Raw genomic sequence first — 22,936 nt, 5'->3', positions numbered from 1 at the left:
CTTGATGAATACCGCCGCAACCGCCGCCGTAGCCAGCACCCGCCATGACGACATCCTGGTCGTCACCATCGACAACCCGCCCGTCAACGCGCTCGGCGTCGACGTGCGGCGCGGCCTGCTGGAGGCCATCGAGGCCGCCGACGCCGACCCGGCCGTGAAAGCCGTCGTGCTGCTCGGCGCCGGCCGCAACTTCCTCGGCGGCGCCGACATCCGTGAATTCGGCAAGCCGCCGCAGCCGCCTGCGCTGCCGGACGTCTGCAACCGCATCGAAGCGGCAACGAAGCCGGTGGTCGCCGCGATCCACGGCGCCGCACTCGGCGGCGGCCTGGAAGTGGCGCTCGGCGCGCACTACCGCGTGGCCCTGGGCAGCGCCAAGCTCGGCCTGCCGGAAGTCCTGCTCGGCCTGCTGCCGGGCGCCGGCGGTACCCAGCGTACGCCACGCCTGATCGGCGCGCAAGCGGCGCTCGAACTCATGCTCAGCGGCCGCCACATCGGCGCGAAAGAAGCGGCGAAACTCGGTCTCGTCGACCGCGTGGCGGAGGGCGACGACGTCCTCGCCGCCGGCCTGGGCTATGCCCGCGAACTGGTCGCATCCGGCGCCGCACCGCGCCGTACCAGCGAAGGCGGCGCACTGGCCGACCGCGCCGCGACGCAAACTGCGATCGATGCCGCCCGCGCCGAGACGGCGAAAAAGGCGCGCGGCCTGTTCTCGCCTCTGAAAATTGTCGACGCCGTGCAGGGTGCGCTCGACCTGCCGTTCGCCGAGGGCCTGGCGCTGGAGCGCAAGCTCTTCATCGAATGCCTGGAAAGCCCGCAGCGCGCCGGCCTGGTGCACGCCTTCTTCGCCGAGCGCGAAGCGGCCAAGGCGCCTGAAACCCGCTCGGCCCAGCCGCGCGCAATCGCCAGCGTCGGCATCATCGGCGGCGGCACCATGGGCGCCGGCATCGCGGTGGCCGTGCTGGACGCCGGCCTGCCGGTCACCATGATCGAACGCGACGACGAAGCGCTGGCACGCGGCCGCGCGAATGTCGAAAAGGTCTACGACGGCCTGATCGCCAAGGGCCGCATCAAGCCTGAGGCCAAAGACGCCATCATGGCCCGCTTCAACGGCAGCACGTCTTACGACGCCCTGAGCCAGGTGGACCTGGTAATCGAAGCCGTGTTCGAAGACATGGCCGTGAAGCAGGCCGTCTTCAAGGAACTCGACCGCGTCTGCAAACCGGGCGCCGTGCTGGCCACGAATACCTCCTACCTCGACATCGACCAGATCGCAGCGAGCATCTCGCGTCCGCAGGACGTGATCGGCCTCCACTTCTTCTCGCCTGCGAACATCATGAAGCTGCTCGAGATCGTGGTGCCGGCGAAAGTGTCGGCCGATGTCGTCGCCACCGCTTTCGAGTTGGCGAAGAAGCTGAAAAAGACGGCGGTGCGCGCCGGCGTCTGCGACGGCTTCATCGGCAACCGCGTGCTAGCCGTGTACGGCGCCGCTGCGCAAGCCATCATGGAAGACGGCGCGTCTCCCTACCAGATCGACAAGGCGGTACGCGACTTCGGCTATCCGATGGGCCCGTTCCAGGTGTCCGACCTGGCCGGCGGCGACATCGGCTGGGCCACCCGCAAGCGCCGCGCCGCCACGCGCGACCCTAACGCACGCTACGTGCAAATTCCCGACCGCCTGTGCGAACGCGGCTGGTTCGGCCAGAAGACCGCCCGCGGCTACTACCTGTATCCGGAAGGTGCGCGCGTCGGCACACCCGATCCGGAAGTCGAAGCCATCATCGACGCCGAACGCCAGCGCGCCGGCATCACGCCGCGCAGCTTCACCGACGAGGAAATCGTGCGCCGCTACCTGGCCGCGATGATCAACGAAGGCGCAAACGTTGTGCACCAGAAGATCGCACTGCGTCCGCTGGACGTGGACGTGACGTTCGTGCACGGTTACGGCTTCCCGCGCTACCGCGGCGGCCCGATGCACTACGCGGACACGGTCGGCCTGCCGAAGATCCTTGCCGACATCCAAGAATTCGCGAAAGAAGACCCGCTGTTCTGGAAGCCGTCGCCGCTGCTGGTGGACCTGGTCGAGCGCGGCGAAAACTTCGCCAGCCTGAATAAGTAAACAAACAAGTAGACAAATTAGGAGACTCGCCATGCGCGAAGCCGTCATCGTATCCACCGCCCGCACGCCGCTGACCAAGGCGCACCGCGGCGAATTCAACATCACCACCGGTCCGCAGCTGGCCGCCTACGCCGTGAGCGCCGCCGTCGAGCGCTCGGGCATCGACCCGAACCTGATCGAGGACGCCATCCTCGGCTGCGGCTACCCGGAAGGCACGACCGGCCGCAACGTCGCGCGCCAGACCATCATCCGCGCCGGCCTGCCGATCACCATCGCCGGCACCACCGTCAACCGCTTCTGTGCCTCGGGCCTGCAGGCAATCGCGATCGGCGCCGGCCGCATCGTGGTCGACGGCGCCCCGGCCGTGATCGCGGGCGGCGTCGAGTCGATCTCGCAGATCCGCACCCGCGACAGCGGCGACTCGGGCATGGACCCGTGGATCCTCGAGAACAAGCCGGCCCTGTACATGCCGATGATCGAGACCGCGGACATCGTGGCCGCGCGCTATAACATCTCGCGCGAAGCCCAGGACCGCTTCTCCTTCGAATCCCAGCGCAAGACGGAAGAGGCCCAGCTGGCCGGCCGCTATGCCGAGGAGATCGTCGCCTGCACGACCACGATGGCCGTGACCGACAAGGAAACCAAGGAAGTCACCAAGCGCGAAGTCACCGTCGGCGAAGACACCTGCAACCGCCGCGGCACCACCTACGAAGGCCTGGCCAAGCTGGCGCCCGTCATGGGCGAAGGCAAATTCGTCACCGCCGGGAACGCCTCCCAGCTGTCGGACGGCGCCTCGGCCTGCGTGATGATGGAAGCAAAAGAGGCCGAGCGTCTCGGCCTGCAGCCCCTGGGCGTCTTCCGCGGCCTGGCCGTGGCCGGCTGCGAGCCGGACGAGATGGGCATCGGTCCCGTGTTCGCCGTGCCGAAACTGCTGGCGCGCTTCGGCCTGAAGGTGGAGGATATCGACCTGTGGGAGCTGAACGAAGCGTTCGCGTCGCAAGCCATCTACTGCCAGCAGCGCCTCGGTATTCCCGACGAGCGCCTGAACGTGAACGGCGGCGCGATCTCGATCGGCCACCCGTTCGGCATGACCGGCGCCCGCCTGGCCGGCCACGTGCTGCTGGAAGGCCGCCGCCGTAAGGCGAAATATGCCGTCGTCACGATGTGCATCGCGGGCGGCATGGGCGCCGCCGGCCTGTTCGAGATTTACTGAGGATTCCCCAATGGACCTGAATTTCACACCGCAAGAAGAAGCCTTCCGCGCCGAAGTGCGCGCCTTCCTGGCCGAGAAGCTGCCGCAGCGCCTCTCCGATAAAGTCGCCGAGGGCAAGCACCTGACGAAAGCCGACATGGAGGAATGGCACGCCATCCTCAACGAACGCGGCTGGCTGGCGAATCACTGGCCGGAACAGTACGGCGGTCCGGGCTGGACGGCCGTCGAAAAATTCATCTTCGAGAACGAGAGCGCCATCGCCCACGCGCCGCGCATCGTGCCTTTCGGCGTCAACATGCTCGGGCCGGTGCTGATCAAGTACGGCAACGAGGCGCAAAAAGCCTACTGGCTGCCGCGCATCCTGAACGGCGACGACTGGTGGTGCCAGGGCTATTCGGAACCGGGCGCCGGCTCCGACCTCGCTGCCGTCAAGACGATGGCAGTGCGCGGCACGGACGCTGAAGGAGAACACTACATCGTCAACGGCCAGAAGACCTGGACCACGCTCGGCCAGCACGCCAACATGATCTTCTGCCTGGTGCGCACCGACCGCGAAGCGAAGAAGCAGTCCGGCATCAGCTTCCTGCTGATCGACATGAATTCGCCCGGCGTCGAAGTGCGTCCGATCATCACGCTCGACGGCGAGCACGAGGTCAACGAAGTCTTCTTCACCGACGTGCGCGTGCCGGCCGAGAACCTGGTGGGCGAAGAGAACGCCGGCTGGACCTGCGCCAAGTACCTGCTGACCTACGAGCGCACGAATATCGCCGGCGTCGGCTTCTCGGTGGCGGCCCTGGCGCGCCTGAAACGCATCGCCGCGACCCAGACCCGCAACGGTAAGCCTTTGTCGGAAGATCCGGCCTTCGCTGCGCGCCTGGCGCGCGTCGAGATCGACCTCGAGAACATGAAGACGACGAACCTGCGCGTGATCGCGGCGGTGGCCGGCGGCGGCGTGCCGGGCGCGGAAAGCTCGATGCTCAAGATCCGCGGCACCGAGATCCGCCAGGAGATCACTTCGCTGGCGCGGCGCGCGATGGGCGTGCATGCGCGTCCCTTCACCCAGGACATGCTCGACGCCGACTACCAGGGCCCGAGCTTCGGCCCCGACTTCGCGCCGGCCGCCTCGGCCCAGTACTTCAACAACCGCAAGCTGTCGATCTTCGGCGGCTCCAACGAGATCCAGAAGAACATCATCTCCAAGATGATCCTGGGCCTGTAAGAGGTATCAGACATGAACTTTGAACATACCGAAGAACGGCGCATGCTCGCCGACAGCCTGAACCGCTTCATCGCCGAGCGCTATGGTTTTGAAGTCCGCAACAAGATCGCCGGCAGCGCCGAGGGCTATTCGCCCGAGATGTGGAACCACTTTGCCGAACTGGGCGTCATCGGCGCCCTGATGCGCGAGGAAGACGGCGGCTTCGGCGGCGGCGGCTTCGACATCGCGGTCGTCTTCGAGGCCCTGGGGCGCGGCCTGGTGCTGGAGCCGCTGCTGGCCAGCGCGGTGCTGGCGGCCGAAGCGATCGCCACCGCAGGCAACGAGTCCCAGCGCGCCGTGCTGGAATCGATCGCCGACGGCAGCACCATCGCCAGCTTCGCCCACGACGAACCGGATACCCACTATGAACTGTCGCGCGTCAGCCTCACCGCCCGCCGCGAAGGCGAAGGCTGGGCGCTGGATGGCGTGAAATCGGTCGTGGCGCTGGGCGAGCAGGCCGGCGTCTTCGTCGTCTCGGCGCGCACTGCCGGCCCGGTCGACGAGCAGAACGGCATTTCGCTGTTCCTGGTCCCGGCCGGCACGGCGGGCCTGACGGTGACGGGCACGCCGACCATCGACGGCGGCCACGTGGCCGAGCTGCGCTTCGAGAACGTGCTGCTGGACAGCGCCGCGCTGCTGGGCGAAGAGGGCGCCGGCTACGCGACGCTGGAACGCGCCGTCGGCCGCGGCCTCCTGGCCCTGTGCGCCGAAGCGCTGGGCGCGATGGAAGCGGCCAAGGAAGCGACCCTCGACTACCTGCGCACCCGCAAGCAGTTCGGCGTCCCGATCGGCAGCTTCCAGGCCCTGCAGCATCGCATGGCCGACCTGCTGCTGGAAATCGAGCAGGCCCGTTCCGCCGTGATCAACGCGGCGGCCGCCCTCGATAGCGAAGACCGCATCACCCGCGAGCGCGCGCTGTCGGCAGCGAAGATGTCGATCGGCCGCATCGGGACCAAGGTAGCCGAGGAATGCATCCAGCTCCACGGCGGCATCGGCATGACCTGGGAGCTGCCGCTGGCCCACTACGCCAAGCGCCTGGTGATGATCGACCACCAGCTGGGCGATGAAGACCATCACCTCGAGCGCTATATTGCGCTCGGCCGGCACGCGGCATGAGCGGCCTGTTAGTGCGTACCGAGGGCGCCGTGCGCGTCCTCGTCAACAGCAATCCGCAAGCACGGAATGCGATCACGCCGGCGCTGTACGATGCCTTGCCGGCTGCGCTGGAAGAGGCCGCGGCCGACCCAGGCATCGGCGCCATCGTCTTTGCCGGCGACGGCGATTTCTTCTGTGCCGGCGGCGATCTGCGTCAGCTGGCGACGCGGCGCGAACTGAGCGTGCCGGAGCGGCTGGAAAAGATCGGCCGCCTGCACGCGCAGATCCGCGCGCTGCGCGCCTGTCCGAAGCCGGTCATCGCGGCGGTGGAGGGCGGGGCGGCCGGCGCCGGGATGTCGCTGGCGCTGGCTTGCGACATGCTGGTCTCGGCCGAGAATGCCTTCTTCACGATGGCCTACATCAAGGTCGGCCTGAGCCCGGATGGCGGTGCGACGGCGCGCCTAGCGGAGTTCCTGCCGCGCCAGCAGATGATGGAGCTGTGCCTGCTGGGCGAGCGCATTCCCGCCGCGCGCCTGCATGCGCTGGGCGCCGTCAACCGTCTCGTCGCGCCGGGAACGGCGGTCGAAGAAGCTGTACAACTGGCCGGGCGTATCGCCGGCGGTCCGGCAAACGCCGCCGCCCGCATCAAGCGTCTGTGCGATCATGCTGGTCACAATAGCCTGGACGAGCAGCTCGACCTCGAAGCCGCGCTGATGGCCGAGTCGCAGGGCGACGACGAAGCGCAGGAAGGCATCAAGGCCTTCTTCGAGAAGCGCGCCGCCGATTTCGCGTCCCTGCGCGGACGCAAGCAATAAGAGACGGAGACTGAACGTGACAACAACATCCAAGCTGCCACTGGCCGGCGTGCGCGTCCTCGACCTGTCGCGGGTGCTGGCCGGACCCTGGTGCGCGATGGTGCTGGGCGACCTCGGCGCCGAAGTGATCAAGGTCGAGCATCCGCAGCGCGGCGACGACACCCGCGACTGGGGCATGCGCGTCGGGAACACCGAAACCGCCTACTTCAACAGCGTCAACCGCAACAAGCGCTCGGTCTGCCTCGACCTCAAAACGCCGGAAGGCCGCGACATCGCGCGCGACCTGATCCGCAAGAGCGACGTGGTGATCCAGAACTTCAAGTTCGGCGACATCGAGCGGCTCGGCCTCGGCTATGACGAGCTGAAAAAAGAGCAGCCGGGCCTGATCTTCTGCTCGGTGACGGGCTACGACCGCACCGGTCCGGAAGCGGCGCGGCCCGGCTACGACCTGGTGATCCAGGGCGAGGCCGGCCTGATGGCCCTGAACGGCGAACCGACGCAACCGCCGCTGAAGTTCGGCGTCGCCGCGGTCGACATGATGACCGGCATGTACGCGGCCCAGGGCGTGCTGGCCGCTTTGTATGACCGCGAAAAGACGGGACTCGGCCGCCACATCGGCATGGCCCTGTTCGACTGCGGCCTGATGATCACGGCCTATTACGGCCTGGAAGCGCTGCTGCGCGGGAACGATCCGCCGCGCTTCGGCAACGCGCACCCGTCGATCATGCCCTACGGCGTGTACGAGGCCGAGGATGGGCCGCTGGTGATCGCGGTCGGCAACAACAGCCAGTACCTGCGCTTCTGTACCGAGGTGATCGACAGACCGGACCTGGCCGAGGACCCGCGTTTCAAGACCAATCTCGAGCGGACCAAGCACCGCGAGGAGCTGGTGCCGCAGCTGCGCGCAGCCGTGGGGGCGCGCAAGCGCAAGGAGCTGCTGGAGCGCATGAGCAAGGTCGGCATTCCCTGCGGCGAAGTGGCGGGATTGTACGAGGCGATGACCTCGCCACGCGCGATGGCGGCCGGGCTGGTGAACAAGATGCCGCATCCGGTGGCAGGTGAGGTCGATGTGATGGCGCCGCCCTACCGTTTCGATGGCGAGCGGCTGCCGGTGCGCAAGGCGCCGCCGACGCTGGGGGAAGGGACGAACGAGGTGCTGGCGGATTTGCTGGGGCTGTCGGAAGACACCCTGAAGGGCTTGAAGGAACGCGGCGTCGTGTGATGTTGGGGCCGCCTCGGTGCGGGCTCTGTCAACGCGCGGGCATGCCCGCCCTACGGTGCGCACCGGTTAACGGTTATCCCCAGTGTTGGCGGTAGCGAGACGTAGGGCGGGCATGCCCGCGTGACCATGTGGGTTGCCACCAGCCAACATTCCCACCGCCAACGCGCGAAATTATTCCTTCCTGCCGCGCTTTTATTCTGCGCTCTAAAAGCTAGAGTGAATGTAGATCCATCAGCCTCGTGGAGCGCTCATCATGTCTACTCGTCCTCTACTACCGGCCGTCAGCCTCACCCTGCTGACCGCCTGCATGTCCGCCACCGCCGTCACCCCGCGCGCCGACCTGCTCGGCTCGCCCGTGCCGGCGCACGCCGCCGCCCGTGTCGTTAACCTGAACCAGGGTGTGCAGTCGATTAATGTGGTTGCCGGCGATACCGTTCGTTTCGTGAACGGCAGCGGCGAATTCGCCTGGAGCTTCAACGTCAGCCCCATCGTCCAGACCTTCGAACTGAACCAGGTGGCCCCGAGCGGGGCGCTGGGACACCCGGTGCGGGTGTACGTCGCGCCGAGTCCGCTCTACAGCGAACGGGCGCAGTTCAATGACAACGACCGCCAGGATATGCGGCTCCCGGCGGTCATCAGGTAAAGCTACAACTTATTTACCGGCGTTCAGGGCGCGCAGGAACTGACCCTTGATCTTGCCGCCCTCGACCGTACCGAGGATGGTGTTGGCGATGGTGCCGCCCTTGCTGTCCAGGCCGTCGATGTCGTTCGGGTTGTACATCGCCGGCAGGGTGGTGAAGGCCTTTTCCATCTGGGCGCGGATCGCGGTGGCGTCGGTCGTGGTGCCGGCCAGTTTCATGGCGGCCACGGTCGCGTGCACGGTCGAATAGTTCAGGCTGATCTCGGTGCTCGGGTCCTTGCCCGGGTTCAGCTTGCGATAGCGCTCCACGAAAGCGACGGCTTCTGGACGGTTGTCGTTTGCCAGCGGCATCACGCCGATCGCGCCTTCCAGCGGGGCGATGCCGCCCATCACCTTGGCCATCTCGTCGAGCTTGGCCTGGTCGAGCACGATGAAGCCGCCCTTGAAGCCCAGCTCGCGCGCCTGCTTGGCCACCAGTGCGGTCGGCTCGGACGCGCCGCCGATGAAGAGGACGTCCGGTTTTGCCTGGATCGCACGGCTCACGCCGCTGTAGAAGTCGGTGGCCTTGTTGTAGGACATTGGGTTTTCGGCCACGATCTTGCCGCCGGCACCTTCCCACACCGGCTTGAAGGCGGCCGACCAGGCTTTCGCGTAGTCGTGGTCGGCCTGCACCATGGCGACGTTCTTGCCGAAGCGCGTCATCATGGCCTTGGTGAACGGTGCGATGTAGCCGGTGAAATCAGGCGGGATGCGGATGGTCAGCTTGTTGCCGCGCTCGGTCACCTGCGGCAGGCTGGTATAGGCCAGCAGCAGCAGGTTGGCTTTCTCGTTCATGCCCTGCACCGCGAACACGCCGCCCGAGTGCGGAACCAGCACGGCGGCCGTCTTGTGCTGCTGCACCAGGCGCTGCACGTTGATGCCGGTTTCGGCCGGGTTGTACTTGTCGTCGAGCGCGACGATCTCGACCTTGTAGTTCTTGCCGCCGATCTGCAGAGGCTTGGCGTTGATCTCGGCGGCGGCCATTTCCATGCCGCTCAGGACGTTCTTGCCGTAGAGGGCCGCGCCGCCGGAGAGCGGTCCGGAGTAGCCGATCTTGATGACTTCCTGGGCCTGGGCGCCGCCGGCGGTGGCGAAGGCGAGGGTGGCAGCGGCGGCTGCCAGCAGGGTGCGGCGGGACATCTTGGCTTGCACTTTCATCTTGCGTCTCCTTGGTTTTGCTTGTTGTAGGTGCTACGTGGGGTTGCTTATGCGCCGATATAGGCTCGGCGTACCTGTTCGTTGTTGAGCAGTTCTTCGCGGCCGCCTTCCATCACGATGCGGCCCTGTTCGATCACGTAGGCGCGGCTGGCGATGTTCAGTGCCGCATACGCGTTCTGCTCGGCCAGCAGCACCGTGGTGCCGGCCTTGTTGATGCGCGCGATCACCTCGAACATCTGCTTCACGACCAGCGGGGCCAGGCCCAGCGAAGGTTCGTCCAGCAGCAGCGCTTTCGGACGGCCCATCAGCGCGCGCCCGATCGCCACCATCTGCTGCTGGCCGCCCGAGAGCGAGCCGGCCGCCTGGTCCTTCTTCTCATGCAGGATCGGGAACAGTTCGAACACTTCGTCCAGCGTCTTCTGCGTGCCCTTGCTGTCGCGGCGGTGCACGTAGGCGCCCAGCGTCAGGTTCTTCAGCACCGACATGCCGGGAAAGAGCTTGCGGCCTTCCGGGCAGTGCACCAGGCCGTCGGCCACGATCTGCGAAGGCTTGCGCCCCACCAGTTCGTGGTTGCCGAAGCGGATGCTGCCCGTGCTGGCCTTTTGCAGGCCGCTCATGGTGAGGAAGATCGAGCTTTTGCCGGCGCCGTTGGAGCCGAGCAGCACCACCAACTCGCCCTCGTCGGCGTGAATGGATACGTCGTGCAGGGCGCGGAAGCTGCCGTAGGACAGCGAGACTTGATCAAGCCGCAGCATGTTCGCTCCCCAGGTAGGCTTCGATGACGACCGGATTGGCGCGGATCTCGGCGGGCGTGCCTTCGGCGATCTTCTCGCCGTAGTTCAGCACCAGGATCTTGTCGGCGAGGTTCATGATCATGTCCATCTTGTGTTCGATCAGGCAGACGGTCAGGCCGCTGTCGGCCATCTTGCGGATCAGGTTCGCCAGGCCCACCGTCTCTTCCGGGTTCACGCCCCCGGCCGGTTCGTCCAGCAGCAGCAGGGTCGGATCGGTGGACAGAGCCAGCGCGAATGCCACGCGCTTACGCTCTTCCTGCGAGATGTCGCCGGCGATGCGGTTCTCGATATGGCCCAGGCCCACGAAGTCGAGCGCGGCGCGCGCCTTTTCGCGACAGACGCGTTCCTCTTCCTTCAGCCGCTTCGTGCCGAGCACGACGTCGACCAGCGAGGATCTGGTGCGCAGGCGGTGGCCGACGATCAGGTTGTCGAGCACGGTGGCCGTGTCGAACAGGGTCGTCGACTGGAAGGTGCGCGCCATGCCGAGGCGCGCGACCTGGTCGGCGCGCAGGCCGGTGACGTCGCGGCCGTCGAAGACCACCTTGCCGGAGGTGGGCGCAATCGCGCCGCTGGCCAGGTTGAAGAAGGTCGTCTTGCCGGCGCCGTTCGGGCCGATGATGGCGTTGATGGTGCCGCGTTCGAAACTGACGCTGACATCGTTGACGGCCGCCAGGCCGCCGAAGCGCTTGGTGAGCGAAGTAATCTCAAGCATGGGTCGCTCCTTTCGCGCCGGAGATCGGGGTGACGTTGCGTGGCGCTGCGGGTGCGGCGGCTTGGGCAGCCAGCGCTTCCCGCAGTGCTTCCTTCCTGCGTTTGCGATTCATGTAGGTGCCGACGATCCCGTAGGGCAGGAAGATCACGAGGATCACCAGCAGCGGGCCGAAGACGACGAAGCGGTAATCCTGCAGCACCTGCAGGTACTGGGTCAGCCATGGCACGCCGATCGCGCCCAGCAGGGGGCCGAGCAGGGTGCCGATGCCGCCGACCAGCATGTACATGGTCATGTCGAAGGTGTGCTCGACGCTGGCCACCCCCGGTCCGATGAAGCGCACGAAGCCCGCGTACAGGGCGCCCGCGAGGCCGGCGAAGAACACCGACAGCATGAAGGCGAGCAGCTTGTTGCGCATCAGGTTGATGCCCAGCGCCTGGGCCAGGTCGTCGCCGTTACGGATCGCCATGAAGGTGCGGCCCAGCAGCGAGCGCACGATGCGGTGCATGATCCACAGGCTCGCCACCAGGAAGAACAGCACCAGGTAGTACTGCGGCCGCGGCGAAGTAAAATCGATGCCGGCGACGTCGGGCGGCGCCGGGATGCCGATGATGCCGACGGTGCCATGGGTCAGGCTTTCCCATTTCTCGATCACGAGGTACATGATGTAGCCGACGCAGAGCGTGAAGATCGAGAAGAAGTGCGTCTTGAGGCGCAGCGACACCAGGCCCACGAAGAAGCCGAGGAAGGCCGCGAATACGCCGGCCAGGAAGAAGGCGATCCAGAACGGCACCTGGTGGTCCACCGTCAGGATGCCGACCGTGTAGGCGCCGACGGCCATGAAGCCGCTGTGCGCCAGGTTATATTGGCCCGTGTAGCCCGTGATCAAGTTCAGGCCGATCGTGGCGATGGCGTAGATATAGGCGGTCGACATCACGGTGAGGTGGTAGTCGTTCCCGGCCAGGAAAGGGAAGGCGACGGCCAGCGCCAGCAAGGCGAGCCAGCCGGTGGTGGAATTCAAGAGTTTCATCAGTGCGCTCCCTTCGCGAACAGGCCCTGCGGCCGTACCGACAGGATCAGCACCAGGAGGGCGAAGGCGATGATGTCCTTGTAGTCGGTCGAGATGTAGAAGGCGCCGAAGGCCTCGGCAAAGCCGATGATCAGGCCGCCGACGATCGCGCCCGGCACGCTGCCCATCCCGCCCAGCACGATGATGACGAAGGCCTTGGTGATGACGAGGTTGCCCATCGAGGTGTAGACCAGGTTGATCGGCGCGTACAGCACGGCCGCCATGCCCGCCAGCGCGCCGGCGATCGCGAAGGTCATCATCGCCACCCGGGTGGCGTCGATGCCGACCAGGGCCGCGCCTTCGCGGTTCTGGGCCATGGCGACAATCGTCGCGCCGGTGACGGTCTTCTTCAGGAACAGCTGCAAGAGGCCCACCAGCAGGAATGCCGCGACGATGATCAGCAGGCGCTGGGCCGGCAGGGTCAGGCCGCCGAATTCGAGCAGCTGGGTGTACGGCGTATCCATCCGGTGAAAGTCCGCGCCCCAGATCGCCTGCGCACCGGCTTCCAGGAACAGCAGGATGCCGATCGAGGCGATCATGTGGTGCAGGTAGGGCGCTTTACGCAGCGGATGGAAGACCAGGCGTTCGGACAGGACGGAGATGAGCGCGACGACGACGGCGGCGCCGAGCATGCCCCACCAGTAGTTCAGGCCCAGCTTCGTCATGATGAAGAAGGCCGAGTAGGCGCCCGCCATGTAGAAGGCGCCGTGCGCGAAGTTCGGCACGTGCAGGATGCCGTAGACGAGCGTGAGCCCGAGTGCCACCAGGCTGTAGACCCCTCCAAGGGTCAGCCCGTTGAGGACTTGTTGCAGGAAAAGCTCCAAAATCGTGTCTCCATTATTGGTGTGATCGTGTTTGATTTGGATGCTGCGGGCGTGGCGAGTCTCACTGCATGACTGCACCTCGTTGCGGTAGACCGGTAAGTGGGAGAGAGGAGCGGACGGCGCTGCCGGCAGGCCGGGATGCGGCCTGCGTTGCCATCGATTTCGCCAGCACATGATGCGTGAACATGCGACTCCTCGGAATAGGCGCGCGTGGAACGCACCTGGTGGATTCAGCGATTTTAGTTTTACTCTGCAAAACTGCAGGGTGTAAAATGGAACAAAAAAAGGATACGATAATTTCAGATGAGTAGCAACGATTTGTTCTCATACCGAAAATCGCGTTGAAAAGCGCGGGGTAGGGGCGACGAGTCAGAGCGTCGGGCATCTCATCGGTGCTCATCGGCTGCAAGTGCACGGCCAGTGTGCCATGCCTTGCGCTTCCCGGCAAAGCCTCTTTTACGCGAGGGGCGAGCCCGTATCCGCAACGTCCAGACAGGGGACCAGAATGCAAGCGATCGACACCGGCAGGGTTGGGCACGACCCTGAGGGCGCGGAACTCCTCGACCCGGCGCGCAAGAACGAAGAGCGCTATTTCATCACGGCGCTGGCGCGCGGCCTGGAGGTGCTGGCCTGCTTCCGTTCGGCCGACAAGGGCCTGACGAATCAGCAGATTGCCGAGCGCTGCGGCCTGCCGAAGTCCACCGTCACGCGCTTCACCTATACGCTCACGCGCCTCGGCTACCTGGTGCAGGACACGGGCGGCCGCTACATCCTCGGCACCGCGACCCTGGGCCTGGGCAGCGCGATGCTGGCGCGCCTCGACATCCGCCAGCTGGCGCGCCCGATGATGCAGGAGCTGGCCGAATTCTCCGGCACCACGGTCTCGATCGCGGTGCGCGACCGCCTGTCGATGATCTACATCGAGGTCTGCCGCAGCACGGCGGCGCTGGCCCTGGCGCTGCAGGTCGGCTCGCGCATGCCGCTGGCCGTCTCCGCCATCGGCCGCGCCTACCTGGTCAAGGCCAGCGAGCAGGAACGCGCCGACATCCTGGCGCGCTACCGCGAGCTCGACGAAATCGCCTACGAAGCCGTCCTCGCCGCCATCGCGCGAGGCGAACGCGATTACGCGCAGTACGGCTGCACCACCTCCTTCGGAGAGTGGCAGAAGGATGTCAACGGCATCGCGGTGGGCTTTGTCCCGATCGGCGGCAACCAGCTCATGTCGATCAACTGCGGCGGGCCGTCGTCGAGCGTGTCGAAGGAGTTCCTGCTGGACGAAGTGCGGCCGCGCCTGATCGAGATCGCGGGGCGGCTGGAGTCGTAGGAGGCGTCGCGGCGATTCTGCGGCTTGTAAACGCGTGGGCTCGGAGAGCCCACCCTACGTTACGCAACGGCCCCGGGTCGATCGATAAGCCTCTAGCACCGTAGGGTGGGCTCCCCGAGCCCACGCGGAACGCCGCGCGCCGCTAGCCATGCGCCAATCGCAGGCCCTAGTACCCCGCGTCCAGCTGCGCCGCCGTCAAGGGCTTCATCACCGCAAACACCCCGCTCGCGCGCAGCAGGCGCTTGTCTCCCACCATCAGCACGCAGTCGGCAAAGGCGACGCGCGAGCCGATGCGGCTGATGTTGACGTGGGCCTCGACCCAGTCGCCCGGACGGGCGGCGTCGAGGAAGTCGGTGCTGAGGTTGACGGTCACGAAGGAGTGGCGGTTGTCGCAAGAGAGCGCCAGGCCCAGACCCAGGCTGGAGTCGGCCAGGCTGGCCAGCGCGCCGCCGTGGACGATGCCGCGCATGTTGGTGTGCTGCTCGCCGACGCGCATCGCGATCGTGATCTGGCCGTCTGCGCGCTTGCAGTAGAGCGAGCCCAGGCTGGCCATGTAGGGGCCGCCGCGCTTGAGGCGTTCGAAACCTGCAGGCACCTTGTCGTCTTGAAGAGTCATGTCAATACCATCCTGTGCTACAAAAAAACACGGCGGCCCGAAGGCCGCCGCGGTACATCATCTTACATCGTCAGGCCGGAGCCCGAGATCAGAACATGTGCATCACGCCGACCGTGAAGCGGTTGGCCTTGTCGCTGCCAGGAGCGACGACGCCTTGCGCCAGGTTGATGATGCCGGCGCCGAAGCCTGCTGCCGTGCCCGAAGCCAGGTCGACGACGTCGCTGGTGTTGGCGCGGGTGTAGGCGGCGTAGACGGTGCTGCGCTTGCTCAGCGCGTAGCGGCCGATCAGGTGGTACTGCTGCGAATCCTGGTCGAACTGGTCGCCGTAGCGCTTGGTGTTGTACACGGCGCCCGTCAGGGTCAGTGCCGGTGCGACCGGAACGTCCACGCCCACGCCGGCCACGGCGATCGTGCGGTTGGTGCTGTCGACTTCGTTGCGGATGTAGGTGCCCTTGATCACGGCGCGTGCCATGGTGTACTTGGCGCCGACGCCCCACGAGGTCAGCAGGTCGGTGTTCAGGTTGTTCTTCATGCGGGCGTAGGCGCCGGCGGCACCGAACGGACCAGCGTTGTAGAACAACGAGGCGCCCTGGTAGGAGCCGCGCTGGATGCCGCCGGCCTGTTCGCCGAAGGCGCGCATCAGGCCGAAGCCGACGCCGCCGAGGGTCGGCGAGACGTACTTGATCGAGTTGGTCTGGCGCAGGGCGCTGTTGCCGGCGCCGTTGGCACCGTAGGCACCGTAGACAGCGCCGAAGTTCATTGCGCCGAACAGCACGTTCGGGCTGTTGGCGGCGAAGGCCAGGCCCATCGGGTCGGCCAGGCCGACCGAGCCGATACCCAGGATGTTCTGGCGGCCGATGTCGATCGAGCCGAAGTTGCCGCTGATGCCGACGGTGGCTTCACGGTCGAACAGCGAGGTCGTTGCAGGCGTGCCGGTCGGGACGCCGGCGGCGCCGGTGTCGTTCAGCAGGGTGCCTTCGAGTGCGAAGCGGGCCTTCAGGCCGCCGCCCAGGTCTTCGGTGCCTTTGAAACCCCAGCGCGAGGTCTGCATCTGGCCAGCTTCGACCGTGGTGCGGTCGCCGGTCGGGCCGTCATTGGTGATGTGGGCGATGCCTGCATCGACGATGCCGTAGATGGTGACGCTGGTTTGCGCGGAGGCGGTCGACATGCAAGCTGCCAGTGCGGCCATTGCAAGGATGGTCTTCTTCATATTAGTGCGGTCTCCTGGTTTCAAGGTGCTCCGGCCCCGACGAGGCCGGATGGCGGGTACTTCGGTATGGCATGTATAGCGGCGGCGTTTCTCTTGGTGGAACTCAGCCATCTATTCTGAAACTGTATTTTCTTGCATCAATACTGTCAACAACTTCATGCCACTTGCGAAGCCTTTGTGCACTTTCGCACAGGAAGTGTGTTGAATAAGCGATAGAAGTGGACAAGAAGGTCCGATTCTGCGCACGCCCACAAAGAAAAACGCCCCCGGCATAAGAATGGCGGGGGCGTTCGAGACGATCACTCGATCAGTCTTCTTCGTGGAAGGCTTCCTCGCGCTTCTTGCGCAGCGAAGGCAGCAGCACGACGGCCATCGCGATGGCGGCCAGCGCCAGCATGGTGGCGCTGATCGGACGCTGGACGAAGACCATCGGATCGCTGTGCGACAGCAGCAGCGCGCGGCGCAGGTATTCCTCCATCATCGGGCCGATGATGTAGCCCAGCAGCATCGGCGCCGGCTCTGCACCCAGCTTGGCGCAGATGTAGCCGAACAGCCCGAACAGCGCCATCAGGTAGACGTCGAACTCGTTGTTGTTCAGGCTGAACACGCCGATCGCGCAGAACATCAGGATCGCCGGATACAGGCGGTGGTAAGGCACCATGATCATCTTGACCCACAGGCCGATCATCGGCAGGTTCAGCACGACCAGGAACAGGTTACCGATCCACATCGAGACGATCAGGCCCCAGAACAGGGCCGGCTGCTCGGTCATCACGGCCGGACCCGGCTGGATGCCCTGGATGATCATCGCGCCGATCATCAGCGCCATCACCGGGTTCGATGGAATGCCGAGGGTCAGCATCGGGATGAAGGAGGTCTGGGCGCCGGCGTTGTTGGCCGATTCCGGCGCCGCCACGCCTTCGATCGCGCCCTTGCCGAAGTTGGCGGAGTTGGGGGAAACCTTCTTCTCGATCGAGTAGGAAGCGAACGAAGCCAGCATGGCGCCGCCGCCCGGCAGGATGCCCAGCGCCGAGCCGAGCACGGTGCCGCGCAGGACCGGGGCGATGATGCGCTTGAAGTCCTCTTTTGTGAGCATCAGGCCCTTGACCTTCTTCATCATCAGGGTGCGGCCCTCGTCGTGCTCGAGGTTGCGGATGATCTCGCCGATGCCGAACATGCCCATCGCGACGATCACGAAATTGATGCCGTCGGCCAGTTCCGGCAGGTCGAAGGTGTAGCGCGCGGCGCCCGAGTTGACGTCGGTACCGACCAGGCCGAGCAGCAGGCCGACGAGCACCATGCCGACGGCGTTGAGCAGCGAACCGCTGGCCAGCACGACCGAGGCCACCAGGCCCAGCACCATCAGCGAGAAGTACTCGGCCGGGCCGAACTTCAGGGCCAGGTCGGCCAGCGGCGGCGCGAACAGGGCCAGCAGGACGGTGGCGACGGAGCCGGCGAAGAAGGAGCCGAGCGCCGCGGTCGCGAGCGCCTTGCCTGCCTGCCCGTTACGCGCCATCTGGTAGCCGTCGATGGCTGTCACCACCGAGGACGATTCGCCCGGCAGGTTGACCAGGATGGCGGTAGTGGAGCCCCCGTACTGGGCGCCGTAGTAGATACCCGCGAGCATGATGAGCGCCGAGACCGGCGGCAGGCCGAAGGTGGCCGGCAGCAGCATCGCGATGGTGGCAACCGGGCCCAGGCCCGGCAGCACGCCGACGGCGGTGCCGACGAACACGCCCATCAGGCAGTAGAGCAGGTTGGTGAGGGTGAAGGCCGTTTCCAGGCCCAGTCCGAGATTGGTAAAGATTTCCATGTTTTCTTCTTCTTAAAAGCCGAGCCATGGGCCGAGGATGGGCATCGGCAAGCCAAGCAGCTTGACGAAGAGGACGACCGCGAACACGGCCAGGCCGACCGCCAGCAGGATCGAGGCGCGCCAGGTGAATTTCGGGCTGGCGTAGGCGCTCATCAGCACCAGTACCAGGGCCGCGGGCACCAGGCCGGCGCCGCGCATCAGGAAGCCGAACAGCAGCACGGCCAGCAGGATCAGGATGATTTCCTTGATATAGAACTTGCCGACCGCCTCGCCGTCGTGCAGGAACGAACGGATCACGCCGATCAGGCCGATCAGGGCCAGCAGCCCTCCCAGCACGGTGGGGAAATAAGCCGGACCCATGCGGCCGGCGGATCCCATCGGGTAGTCGCGGCCGATGATGATGGCGGCGAGACCGATGAACAGAAAGATGATGCCGGTCCAAAAGTCCTTTGGATGGCGGATGAATGAAGGCACTGCACGCTCCTTTTATTGCTGTTTGAATGCTGTCCCGCCTGTCCGCGCGGCGCCACAGTCTCCCCCCGGGCGCACACGCAGGCGCCAGGCCGCCGCGGAGAATTCCCCGCAGCGGCCTGGATTTCGTGAGTCAGGTCCTAGTCGGCGTAGACGCCGGCCTTGCTGATGATCGGCGACCAGCGCTCGATCTCGGCCTTGACGTGGGCGCGCAGGGCTTCCGGCGTGGCGCGCTTTTCCGCGACCGGCTCGGTGCCCAGGTCGGCGAAGCGCGTCTTGACGTTCGGATCCTTGAGCGCCGTCTGCAGGGCGCCGGCGAGGGTGTCGACGATCTGCTTCGGCGTGCCCTTCGGCGCGTACAGGCCGTGCCAGACCGCCACTTCGAAGCCCGGCAGGCCGGATTCGTTCAGGGTCGGCAGGTCGGGCATGTTGGCCAGGCGGGTCTTGGTGGTGACGCCGTAGGCCTTGATCTTGCCGCTCTTGATCTGGCTGGTGGTGTTGGTGGTCTGGTCGCACATGATGTCGACCTGGCCGCCCAGGAGGTCGTTCATCGCGGGACCGGTGCCCTTGTACGGCACGGTGGTGAGGTCGGTGCCCATGGCGGTCATGAACAGCATGCCGCACAGGTGCGAGGCCGAGCCGACGCCGGCGTTGGCGTAGGTGACCTTGTCCTTGTTGGCCTTCACGTAGGACAGGAATTCACGCATGTCCTTGGCCGGGAAGTCTTTGCGTGCGACGATGGTCATCGGCACGTCGGTGACCAGGCCGATCGGCTCGAAGTCGGTCTGGGCGTTGTACGGCAGCTTGCGGTACAGCGACGGCGCGGTGGAGTGGCCGATGTGGTGCATGAACAGCGTGTAGCCGTCCGGCGCCGCCTTGGCGACGCGCGCGGCGCCGATCGTGCCGCCGGCGCCGCCGACGTTCTCGATGATGATCTGCTGCTTGAGTTTGTTGCCCATGGACTGCGCCACCAGGCGCGCGACCGTATCGGTCGGGCCGCCGGCCGCGAACGGCACGATCATGGTGATGGTCTTGGTGGGGTAGTTCTGGGCGTGGGCGAAGCTGCTGCCGAACAGTGCCAGGCATGCGGCGGCGCGCATCAGGGTGATCTTCATGGTGTCTTCCTCGGTCTCTGTTTATACGTTATGTGCTGCCGTCCACCTGTGCCCCCGTATGCGGGTGTTGTTTAACAGGTATGTACGCAGCCTCGGTTGTACCAGTAAATAGTTCTGTTGGCAACTAAGGGAAAACCGCAATAGCCAGTTATTAAAACGCTCATCCATATTAGCCTGATGCGGGTTTTTGCGTCCTGCGCGCGCCCTGTCGTGCGCGCCGGATGCCAGGCTGGAAGCCGGAGACCATCATGCTGCGCATACTCGTTGCCGCACTCGCGCTCGGCACCGCCCCGGGCTGGCACGACACCGTCGAGATCGCCGCCGGCCGTGGCGAAAAGGGGCCGTGGCGCCAGAACGCGTCGCATTACGACTACGTCGACGACGCCACCGTCGCCTTCGCACCCGGCGGCCAGCTGGTTGCCTGGGCCGGGCAGGGCGGCAAGGACGTCTGGCTGCGCGCCGTGTCCGACGCGGGCAAGCCTGGTCCGCCCGTCAACGTCTCGCGCAGCCCGGCCACATTTTCGTGGCTGCCGCGCATCGCCGTCGACCCGCGGCAAGCCAGCCATCTCTATTTGCTATGGCAGGAAATCATTTTCTCCGGCGGCTCGCACGGCGGCGACATCCTGTTTGCCCGCTCCCGCGATGGCGGCAGGACATTCTCCGAACCCCTGAACCTGTCGCGCTCGCGCGGCGGCGACGGCAAGGGCCGCCTCAGCCGCGACGTCTGGTCGAACGGCAGCCTCGACCTGGTGGCCGCGAACGACGGCAGCCTGGTGGCGGCCTGGACCGAATACGACGGCGCCTTGTGGGTCGCGCGCTCGGTCGATGGCGGCGCCGGCTTCGCGGCCCCGCGCCGGATCGCGGGCGACGCCAGGCTGCCGGCACGCGCTCCCGCGCTGGCGGCCGGTCCGGGCGCAACCGTCCATCTGGCCTGGACCGTGGGCGAAGACCCGGCGGCGCGGATCCGGGTCGCGCGTTCCCTCGATGGCGGCGCCAGCTTCGGAACGCCGCAACTGGCCGGCGGGGAAGGGCGGGCCGATGCGCCGGCCCTGGCCGTCGACGGCGCCGGCCGGCTGCACCTCGCGTATGCGCTGCACCCGCCGGGGCGCCGGGCGGAAGTGCGCTACGCCAGGCTGGATGCTGGCGGTTTCGGCCCGGCCCGCACGGTCTCCGCGTCCGGGGCCGCCTATCCCATGCTGGCCGGCGACGGCAAGGCGGGCCTCGTGCTCGCCTGGGAAAACCTCGGGCCGGCCGGTCGTCCGCTATCGCTCGGCATGGCCGTCTCGCGCGACGCCGGCCGCAGCTTTTCCGCCCCCGCCACCGTGCCCGGCAGCGCCGCGCCGGCGGGCGGCAGCAACGGCAGCCAGCAGGGGCTGCTGGGCCGGAAGCTGGCGGTCGATGGCGCGGGACGGATCGCGCTCGTCAACAGCAGCCTGGTGCCGGGCGAGGGCAGCCGGGTGTGGCTGATGCGCGGCGCACGCCCCTGACAAGGCACTTTGGTTTCCCACCAGACAGCGGACGGAAGTGTCATACTGCAAGATACCTCGGTCTTTCCAGGCGCCCATTCATGATCGGACCACTCGAACTCGCCGCCAACGCGGCCGCCACCATCGCCATCCTGCTCGCAGGACGTAACAGCATCCACACCTGGTGGACCGGCATGCTCGGCTGCAGCCTGTTCACGCTGCTGTTCTTCGAGTCGAAGCTGTACGCCGACGTCGTGCTGCAGGTGTTCTTCGTGGTCTCGAGCGCGGTCGGCTGGTACCGCTGGCTGCACGGCGACCGCGGCGAGGCGCTGGCGGTGGCGCCCGCCGACTTCCGCAGCCTGGCCTGGACAGTCCCGGCGGGCCTGGGCGCCAGCCTGGCCTACGGCGCCATGCTGCATTACTGGACGGACGCCTACGCGCCTTTCCTCGATTCCGCGGTGCTGGTCTTCAGCGTCATCGCCCAGCTGCTGCTGATGGGGCGCCGGATCGAGAACTGGCTGTTCTGGCTGGTCGTGAACTCGATCGCGGTGCCGCTCTACGCCAGCCGCGGCCTGTACCTGACGGCCGGCCTGTATGCCGTCTACTGGGTCAACGCGCTGGTCGCCTGGCGCTGGTGGCGCGCGCTGGCGCGCCGGCCGCAGGCAGACGGGCAGCCGCAACGCGCGGCGGCATGAGCCAGGCGTCGAAGCGGTTCCGGCACGGCCTCGTCGTCGGCAAGTTCTGTCCCCTGCACCGCGGGCACATGGCACTGATCGACGCCGCCGTGGCCGCCTGCGACGACGTGCTCGTCCTCAGCTACACGAAGCCCGGTTTCGCCGGCTGCGAGCGCGCGCTGCGCGAGGCCTGGCTGGCCGCGCTCTATCCGGACGTCCGGCGGCTGGTGCTCGACGAAGAGATGCTGCCCGCCTTGTGCCGCGAGCGCGGTATCGTTCTGCTGCCGTTTCCGGACAACGATGCGCCGGATGCGGTGCAGCGCCGCTTCGCGTCCTGGCTGTGCTGGGACCTGTGCGACGTGGCGCCAGACGCCGTATTCACCAGCGAAGACTATGGCGACGGCTTTGCCGCCGCGCTCGGGGACTACCTCGGCGAACGCAGCGGACGTCCGCACCGCGTCGCCCACGTCTGCCTCGATCCTGCGCGCACCCGGATTCCCGTCTCCGGCACGGCGGTCCGGCGCGATCCGCACGCGCACCGCGAATTCCTCGACCCGCGCGTGTATGCGTCCTTCGTGGAACGCATCTGCCTGCTGGGCGGCGAGTCGAGCGGCAAGACGACGCTGGCCGCGGCCCTGGCCGAACGCCTGGAAACGGCCTGGGTGCCCGAAGTCGGCCGCGCCCGCTGGGAAGAGCAGGGCGGTCGCCTCGTCTATGCGGACATGCGCGCCATCGCAGTCGACCAGCTGGCGCTCGAAGACCGTCTCGCGCAGCAGGCGCGGCGCTGGCTGGTGTGCGACAGCAGCGCACTGACGACGGTGTTCTACAGCCGGCACGACTACGGCGCGGTCGATCCGCTGGTGCGAGAGCTGGCGCTGCGGCCCTATGCCCACACCTTCGTCTGCGCGCCCGATTTTCCCTTCGTGCAGGACGGCACGCGGCGCGACGCCGCCTTCCGCGATCGGCAGCACCGCTGGTACCTGGACCGGCTCGAGCTTGCAGGCATCCCCTACACGCTTCTCCACGGTCCGCTCGACGCGCGCATCGAACAGGCGCTGGACGTTCTTCAGCGGGCGGACCGGGCAATACGGTAATTCTACGTATTTCAAATCCGGCAACGATCGCCAATAATCATGCCGCCCGTGCGGACGCCATCCGCGCGCCCATCGCTGGCGCACGTCCTTACCGCGACGTGCGTTCTCCGGCAGACCAGGCCACCCTTGCCGTGCGCCATCGCAGTGCAACACCACCGCCCCGCAACACGCGGGCGGGCCATAAAAGAGAAGAGGAGCACC

Annotated in this window: 21 protein-coding genes; 11 read left to right on the top strand and 10 right to left on the bottom strand. The window is 66.5% G+C overall.

All coding sequences use genetic code 11. The features are described 5' to 3' along the window. Positions 1 to 4: 4 nt before the first annotated feature. From ACFPQ5_RS10690 to ACFPQ5_RS10660, 7 genes are all read left to right on the top strand, one after another. Complete coding sequence (locus tag ACFPQ5_RS10690; protein ID WP_379754743.1) at positions 5 to 2,116, top strand: 3-hydroxyacyl-CoA dehydrogenase NAD-binding domain-containing protein; 2,112 nt, start codon at positions 5 to 7, stop codon at positions 2,114 to 2,116. A 31-nt stretch (positions 2,117 to 2,147) separates the two neighbouring features. Further along, positions 2,148 to 3,329: an acetyl-CoA C-acyltransferase gene (locus tag ACFPQ5_RS10685; RefSeq protein WP_379754740.1), complete on the top strand. Its 1,182-nt coding sequence runs from the start codon at positions 2,148 to 2,150 to the stop codon at positions 3,327 to 3,329. A gap of 10 nt (positions 3,330 to 3,339) precedes the next feature. Next, on the top strand, positions 3,340 to 4,548 hold the full coding sequence (locus ACFPQ5_RS10680) for an acyl-CoA dehydrogenase family protein (RefSeq protein WP_379754737.1): 1,209 nt from the start codon (positions 3,340 to 3,342) through the stop codon (positions 4,546 to 4,548). A 12-nt stretch (positions 4,549 to 4,560) separates the two neighbouring features. Next, positions 4,561 to 5,703 (top strand): acyl-CoA dehydrogenase family protein, encoded by a 1,143-nt coding sequence (locus ACFPQ5_RS10675; RefSeq protein ID WP_379754734.1) that lies wholly within the window; start codon positions 4,561 to 4,563, stop codon positions 5,701 to 5,703. Then, positions 5,700 to 6,497, top strand: a complete 798-nt coding sequence (locus ACFPQ5_RS10670; protein ID WP_379754731.1) for an oxepin-CoA hydrolase, alternative type — start codon at positions 5,700 to 5,702, stop codon at positions 6,495 to 6,497. The genes ACFPQ5_RS10675 and ACFPQ5_RS10670 overlap by 4 nt, the downstream gene beginning before the upstream one ends. A 16-nt stretch (positions 6,498 to 6,513) precedes the next feature. Next, on the top strand, positions 6,514 to 7,719 hold the full coding sequence (locus ACFPQ5_RS10665; RefSeq protein WP_379754728.1) for a CaiB/BaiF CoA transferase family protein: 1,206 nt from the start codon (positions 6,514 to 6,516) through the stop codon (positions 7,717 to 7,719). A 253-nt stretch (positions 7,720 to 7,972) separates the two neighbouring features. Beyond that, the gene (locus ACFPQ5_RS10660) at positions 7,973 to 8,362 is read left to right on the top strand and encodes a CzcE family metal-binding protein (RefSeq protein ID WP_379754725.1); all 390 of its coding nucleotides are present in this window, start codon (positions 7,973 to 7,975) and stop codon (positions 8,360 to 8,362) included. 9 nt (positions 8,363 to 8,371) lie between these two features. Here ACFPQ5_RS10660 and ACFPQ5_RS10655 read toward each other — a convergent pair whose 3' ends face one another. From ACFPQ5_RS10655 to ACFPQ5_RS10635, 5 genes are read right to left on the bottom strand one after another with little or no spacing between them, the layout of a single operon-like run. Beyond that, on the bottom strand, positions 8,372 to 9,550 hold the full coding sequence (locus ACFPQ5_RS10655; RefSeq protein WP_379760077.1) for an ABC transporter substrate-binding protein: 1,179 nt from the start codon (positions 9,548 to 9,550) through the stop codon (positions 8,372 to 8,374). 53 nt (positions 9,551 to 9,603) lie between these two features. Beyond that, positions 9,604 to 10,311: an ABC transporter ATP-binding protein gene (locus ACFPQ5_RS10650; RefSeq protein ID WP_379754722.1), complete on the bottom strand. Its 708-nt coding sequence runs from the start codon at positions 10,309 to 10,311 to the stop codon at positions 9,604 to 9,606. Continuing rightward, on the bottom strand, positions 10,298 to 11,062 hold the full coding sequence (locus ACFPQ5_RS10645) for an ABC transporter ATP-binding protein (RefSeq protein ID WP_379754719.1): 765 nt from the start codon (positions 11,060 to 11,062) through the stop codon (positions 10,298 to 10,300). Before ACFPQ5_RS10645 ends, ACFPQ5_RS10650 begins: the two co-directional genes overlap by 14 nt. Further along, a complete protein-coding gene (locus ACFPQ5_RS10640) occupies positions 11,055 to 12,089 on the bottom strand; it encodes a branched-chain amino acid ABC transporter permease (RefSeq protein ID WP_379754716.1) in 1,035 nt (344 codons plus the stop codon). Before ACFPQ5_RS10640 ends, ACFPQ5_RS10645 begins: the two co-directional genes overlap by 8 nt. After that, the gene (locus ACFPQ5_RS10635; protein WP_136219216.1) at positions 12,089 to 12,952 is read right to left on the bottom strand and encodes a branched-chain amino acid ABC transporter permease; all 864 of its coding nucleotides are present in this window, start codon (positions 12,950 to 12,952) and stop codon (positions 12,089 to 12,091) included. Before ACFPQ5_RS10635 ends, ACFPQ5_RS10640 begins: the two co-directional genes overlap by 1 nt. A 505-nt stretch (positions 12,953 to 13,457) precedes the next feature. On the opposite strand from ACFPQ5_RS10635, the gene ACFPQ5_RS10630 reads away from it, so the two are divergent. Beyond that, positions 13,458 to 14,276: an IclR family transcriptional regulator gene (locus tag ACFPQ5_RS10630; protein ID WP_379754711.1), complete on the top strand. Its 819-nt coding sequence runs from the start codon at positions 13,458 to 13,460 to the stop codon at positions 14,274 to 14,276. Positions 14,277 to 14,442: 166 nt separating this feature from the next. Here ACFPQ5_RS10630 and ACFPQ5_RS10625 read toward each other — a convergent pair whose 3' ends face one another. From ACFPQ5_RS10625 to ACFPQ5_RS10605, 5 genes are all read right to left on the bottom strand, one after another. After that, entirely contained in the window at positions 14,443 to 14,892 is a 450-nt protein-coding gene (locus tag ACFPQ5_RS10625; protein WP_379754708.1) for a PaaI family thioesterase, read from the bottom strand. Between the two features lie 88 nt (positions 14,893 to 14,980). Next, entirely contained in the window at positions 14,981 to 16,102 is a 1,122-nt protein-coding gene (locus ACFPQ5_RS10620; RefSeq protein WP_379754705.1) for a porin, read from the bottom strand. 307 nt (positions 16,103 to 16,409) lie between these two features. Beyond that, positions 16,410 to 17,915, bottom strand: coding sequence for a tripartite tricarboxylate transporter permease (locus tag ACFPQ5_RS10615; protein WP_379754702.1), 1,506 nt, complete (start codon positions 17,913 to 17,915; stop codon positions 16,410 to 16,412). 12 nt (positions 17,916 to 17,927) lie between these two features. Continuing rightward, complete coding sequence (locus ACFPQ5_RS10610; protein WP_379754699.1) at positions 17,928 to 18,389, bottom strand: tripartite tricarboxylate transporter TctB family protein; 462 nt, start codon at positions 18,387 to 18,389, stop codon at positions 17,928 to 17,930. 137 nt (positions 18,390 to 18,526) lie between these two features. Continuing rightward, complete coding sequence (locus ACFPQ5_RS10605; RefSeq protein ID WP_379754696.1) at positions 18,527 to 19,501, bottom strand: tripartite tricarboxylate transporter substrate binding protein BugD; 975 nt, start codon at positions 19,499 to 19,501, stop codon at positions 18,527 to 18,529. Positions 19,502 to 19,749: 248 nt separating this feature from the next. Here ACFPQ5_RS10605 and ACFPQ5_RS10600 point away from each other — a divergent pair, with 248 nt between their 5' ends. The 3 genes from ACFPQ5_RS10600 (at position 19,750) to ACFPQ5_RS10590 (ending at position 22,735) form a co-directional block, all read left to right on the top strand. Then, positions 19,750 to 20,988 carry a sialidase family protein gene (locus ACFPQ5_RS10600; protein WP_379754693.1) on the top strand — a complete coding sequence of 413 codons (1,239 nt, stop codon included), beginning with the start codon at positions 19,750 to 19,752 and terminating at the stop codon, positions 20,986 to 20,988. An 80-nt stretch (positions 20,989 to 21,068) separates the two neighbouring features. Continuing rightward, entirely contained in the window at positions 21,069 to 21,662 is a 594-nt protein-coding gene (pnuC, locus tag ACFPQ5_RS10595) for a nicotinamide riboside transporter PnuC (protein ID WP_379754690.1), read from the top strand. Continuing rightward, positions 21,659 to 22,735, top strand: a complete 1,077-nt coding sequence (locus tag ACFPQ5_RS10590) for an AAA family ATPase (RefSeq protein ID WP_379754687.1) — start codon at positions 21,659 to 21,661, stop codon at positions 22,733 to 22,735. Before pnuC ends, ACFPQ5_RS10590 begins: the two co-directional genes overlap by 4 nt. Positions 22,736 to 22,936 lie beyond the last annotated feature (201 nt).

Source organism: Massilia suwonensis, assembly GCF_042655665.1.
GTDB lineage: Bacteria > Pseudomonadota > Gammaproteobacteria > Burkholderiales > Burkholderiaceae_D > Telluria > Telluria suwonensis.
This window is presented reverse-complemented; position numbering and strand designations above follow the sequence as displayed.

What these genes read in the sequence shown, in the direction of transcription:
- ACFPQ5_RS10675 (WP_379754734.1), top strand. Translation starts at nt 4,561, where the DNA reads ATGAACTTTGAACATACCGAAGAACGGCGCATGCTCGCCGACAGCCTG.
- ACFPQ5_RS10680 (WP_379754737.1), top strand. Translation starts at nt 3,340, where the DNA reads ATGGACCTGAATTTCACACCGCAAGAAGAAGCCTTCCGCGCCGAAGTG.
- ACFPQ5_RS10670 (WP_379754731.1), top strand. Translation starts at nt 5,700, where the DNA reads ATGAGCGGCCTGTTAGTGCGTACCGAGGGCGCCGTGCGCGTCCTCGTC.
- ACFPQ5_RS10640 (WP_379754716.1), bottom strand. Translation starts at nt 12,089, where the DNA reads ATGAAACTCTTGAATTCCACCACCGGCTGGCTCGCCTTGCTGGCGCTG.
- ACFPQ5_RS10615 (WP_379754702.1), bottom strand. Translation starts at nt 17,915, where the DNA reads ATGGAAATCTTTACCAATCTCGGACTGGGCCTGGAAACGGCCTTCACC.
- ACFPQ5_RS10620 (WP_379754705.1), bottom strand. Translation starts at nt 16,102, where the DNA reads ATGAAGAAGACCATCCTTGCAATGGCCGCACTGGCAGCTTGCATGTCG.
- ACFPQ5_RS10590 (WP_379754687.1), top strand. Translation starts at nt 21,659, where the DNA reads ATGAGCCAGGCGTCGAAGCGGTTCCGGCACGGCCTCGTCGTCGGCAAG.
- ACFPQ5_RS10685 (WP_379754740.1), top strand. Translation starts at nt 2,148, where the DNA reads ATGCGCGAAGCCGTCATCGTATCCACCGCCCGCACGCCGCTGACCAAG.
- ACFPQ5_RS10600 (WP_379754693.1), top strand. Translation starts at nt 19,750, where the DNA reads ATGCTGCGCATACTCGTTGCCGCACTCGCGCTCGGCACCGCCCCGGGC.
- ACFPQ5_RS10650 (WP_379754722.1), bottom strand. Translation starts at nt 10,311, where the DNA reads ATGCTGCGGCTTGATCAAGTCTCGCTGTCCTACGGCAGCTTCCGCGCC.
- ACFPQ5_RS10645 (WP_379754719.1), bottom strand. Translation starts at nt 11,062, where the DNA reads ATGCTTGAGATTACTTCGCTCACCAAGCGCTTCGGCGGCCTGGCGGCC.
- ACFPQ5_RS10630 (WP_379754711.1), top strand. Translation starts at nt 13,458, where the DNA reads ATGCAAGCGATCGACACCGGCAGGGTTGGGCACGACCCTGAGGGCGCG.
- ACFPQ5_RS10605 (WP_379754696.1), bottom strand. Translation starts at nt 19,501, where the DNA reads ATGAAGATCACCCTGATGCGCGCCGCCGCATGCCTGGCACTGTTCGGC.
- ACFPQ5_RS10660 (WP_379754725.1), top strand. Translation starts at nt 7,973, where the DNA reads ATGTCTACTCGTCCTCTACTACCGGCCGTCAGCCTCACCCTGCTGACC.
- ACFPQ5_RS10690 (WP_379754743.1), top strand. Translation starts at nt 5, where the DNA reads ATGAATACCGCCGCAACCGCCGCCGTAGCCAGCACCCGCCATGACGAC.
- ACFPQ5_RS10625 (WP_379754708.1), bottom strand. Translation starts at nt 14,892, where the DNA reads ATGACTCTTCAAGACGACAAGGTGCCTGCAGGTTTCGAACGCCTCAAG.
- pnuC (WP_379754690.1), top strand. Translation starts at nt 21,069, where the DNA reads ATGATCGGACCACTCGAACTCGCCGCCAACGCGGCCGCCACCATCGCC.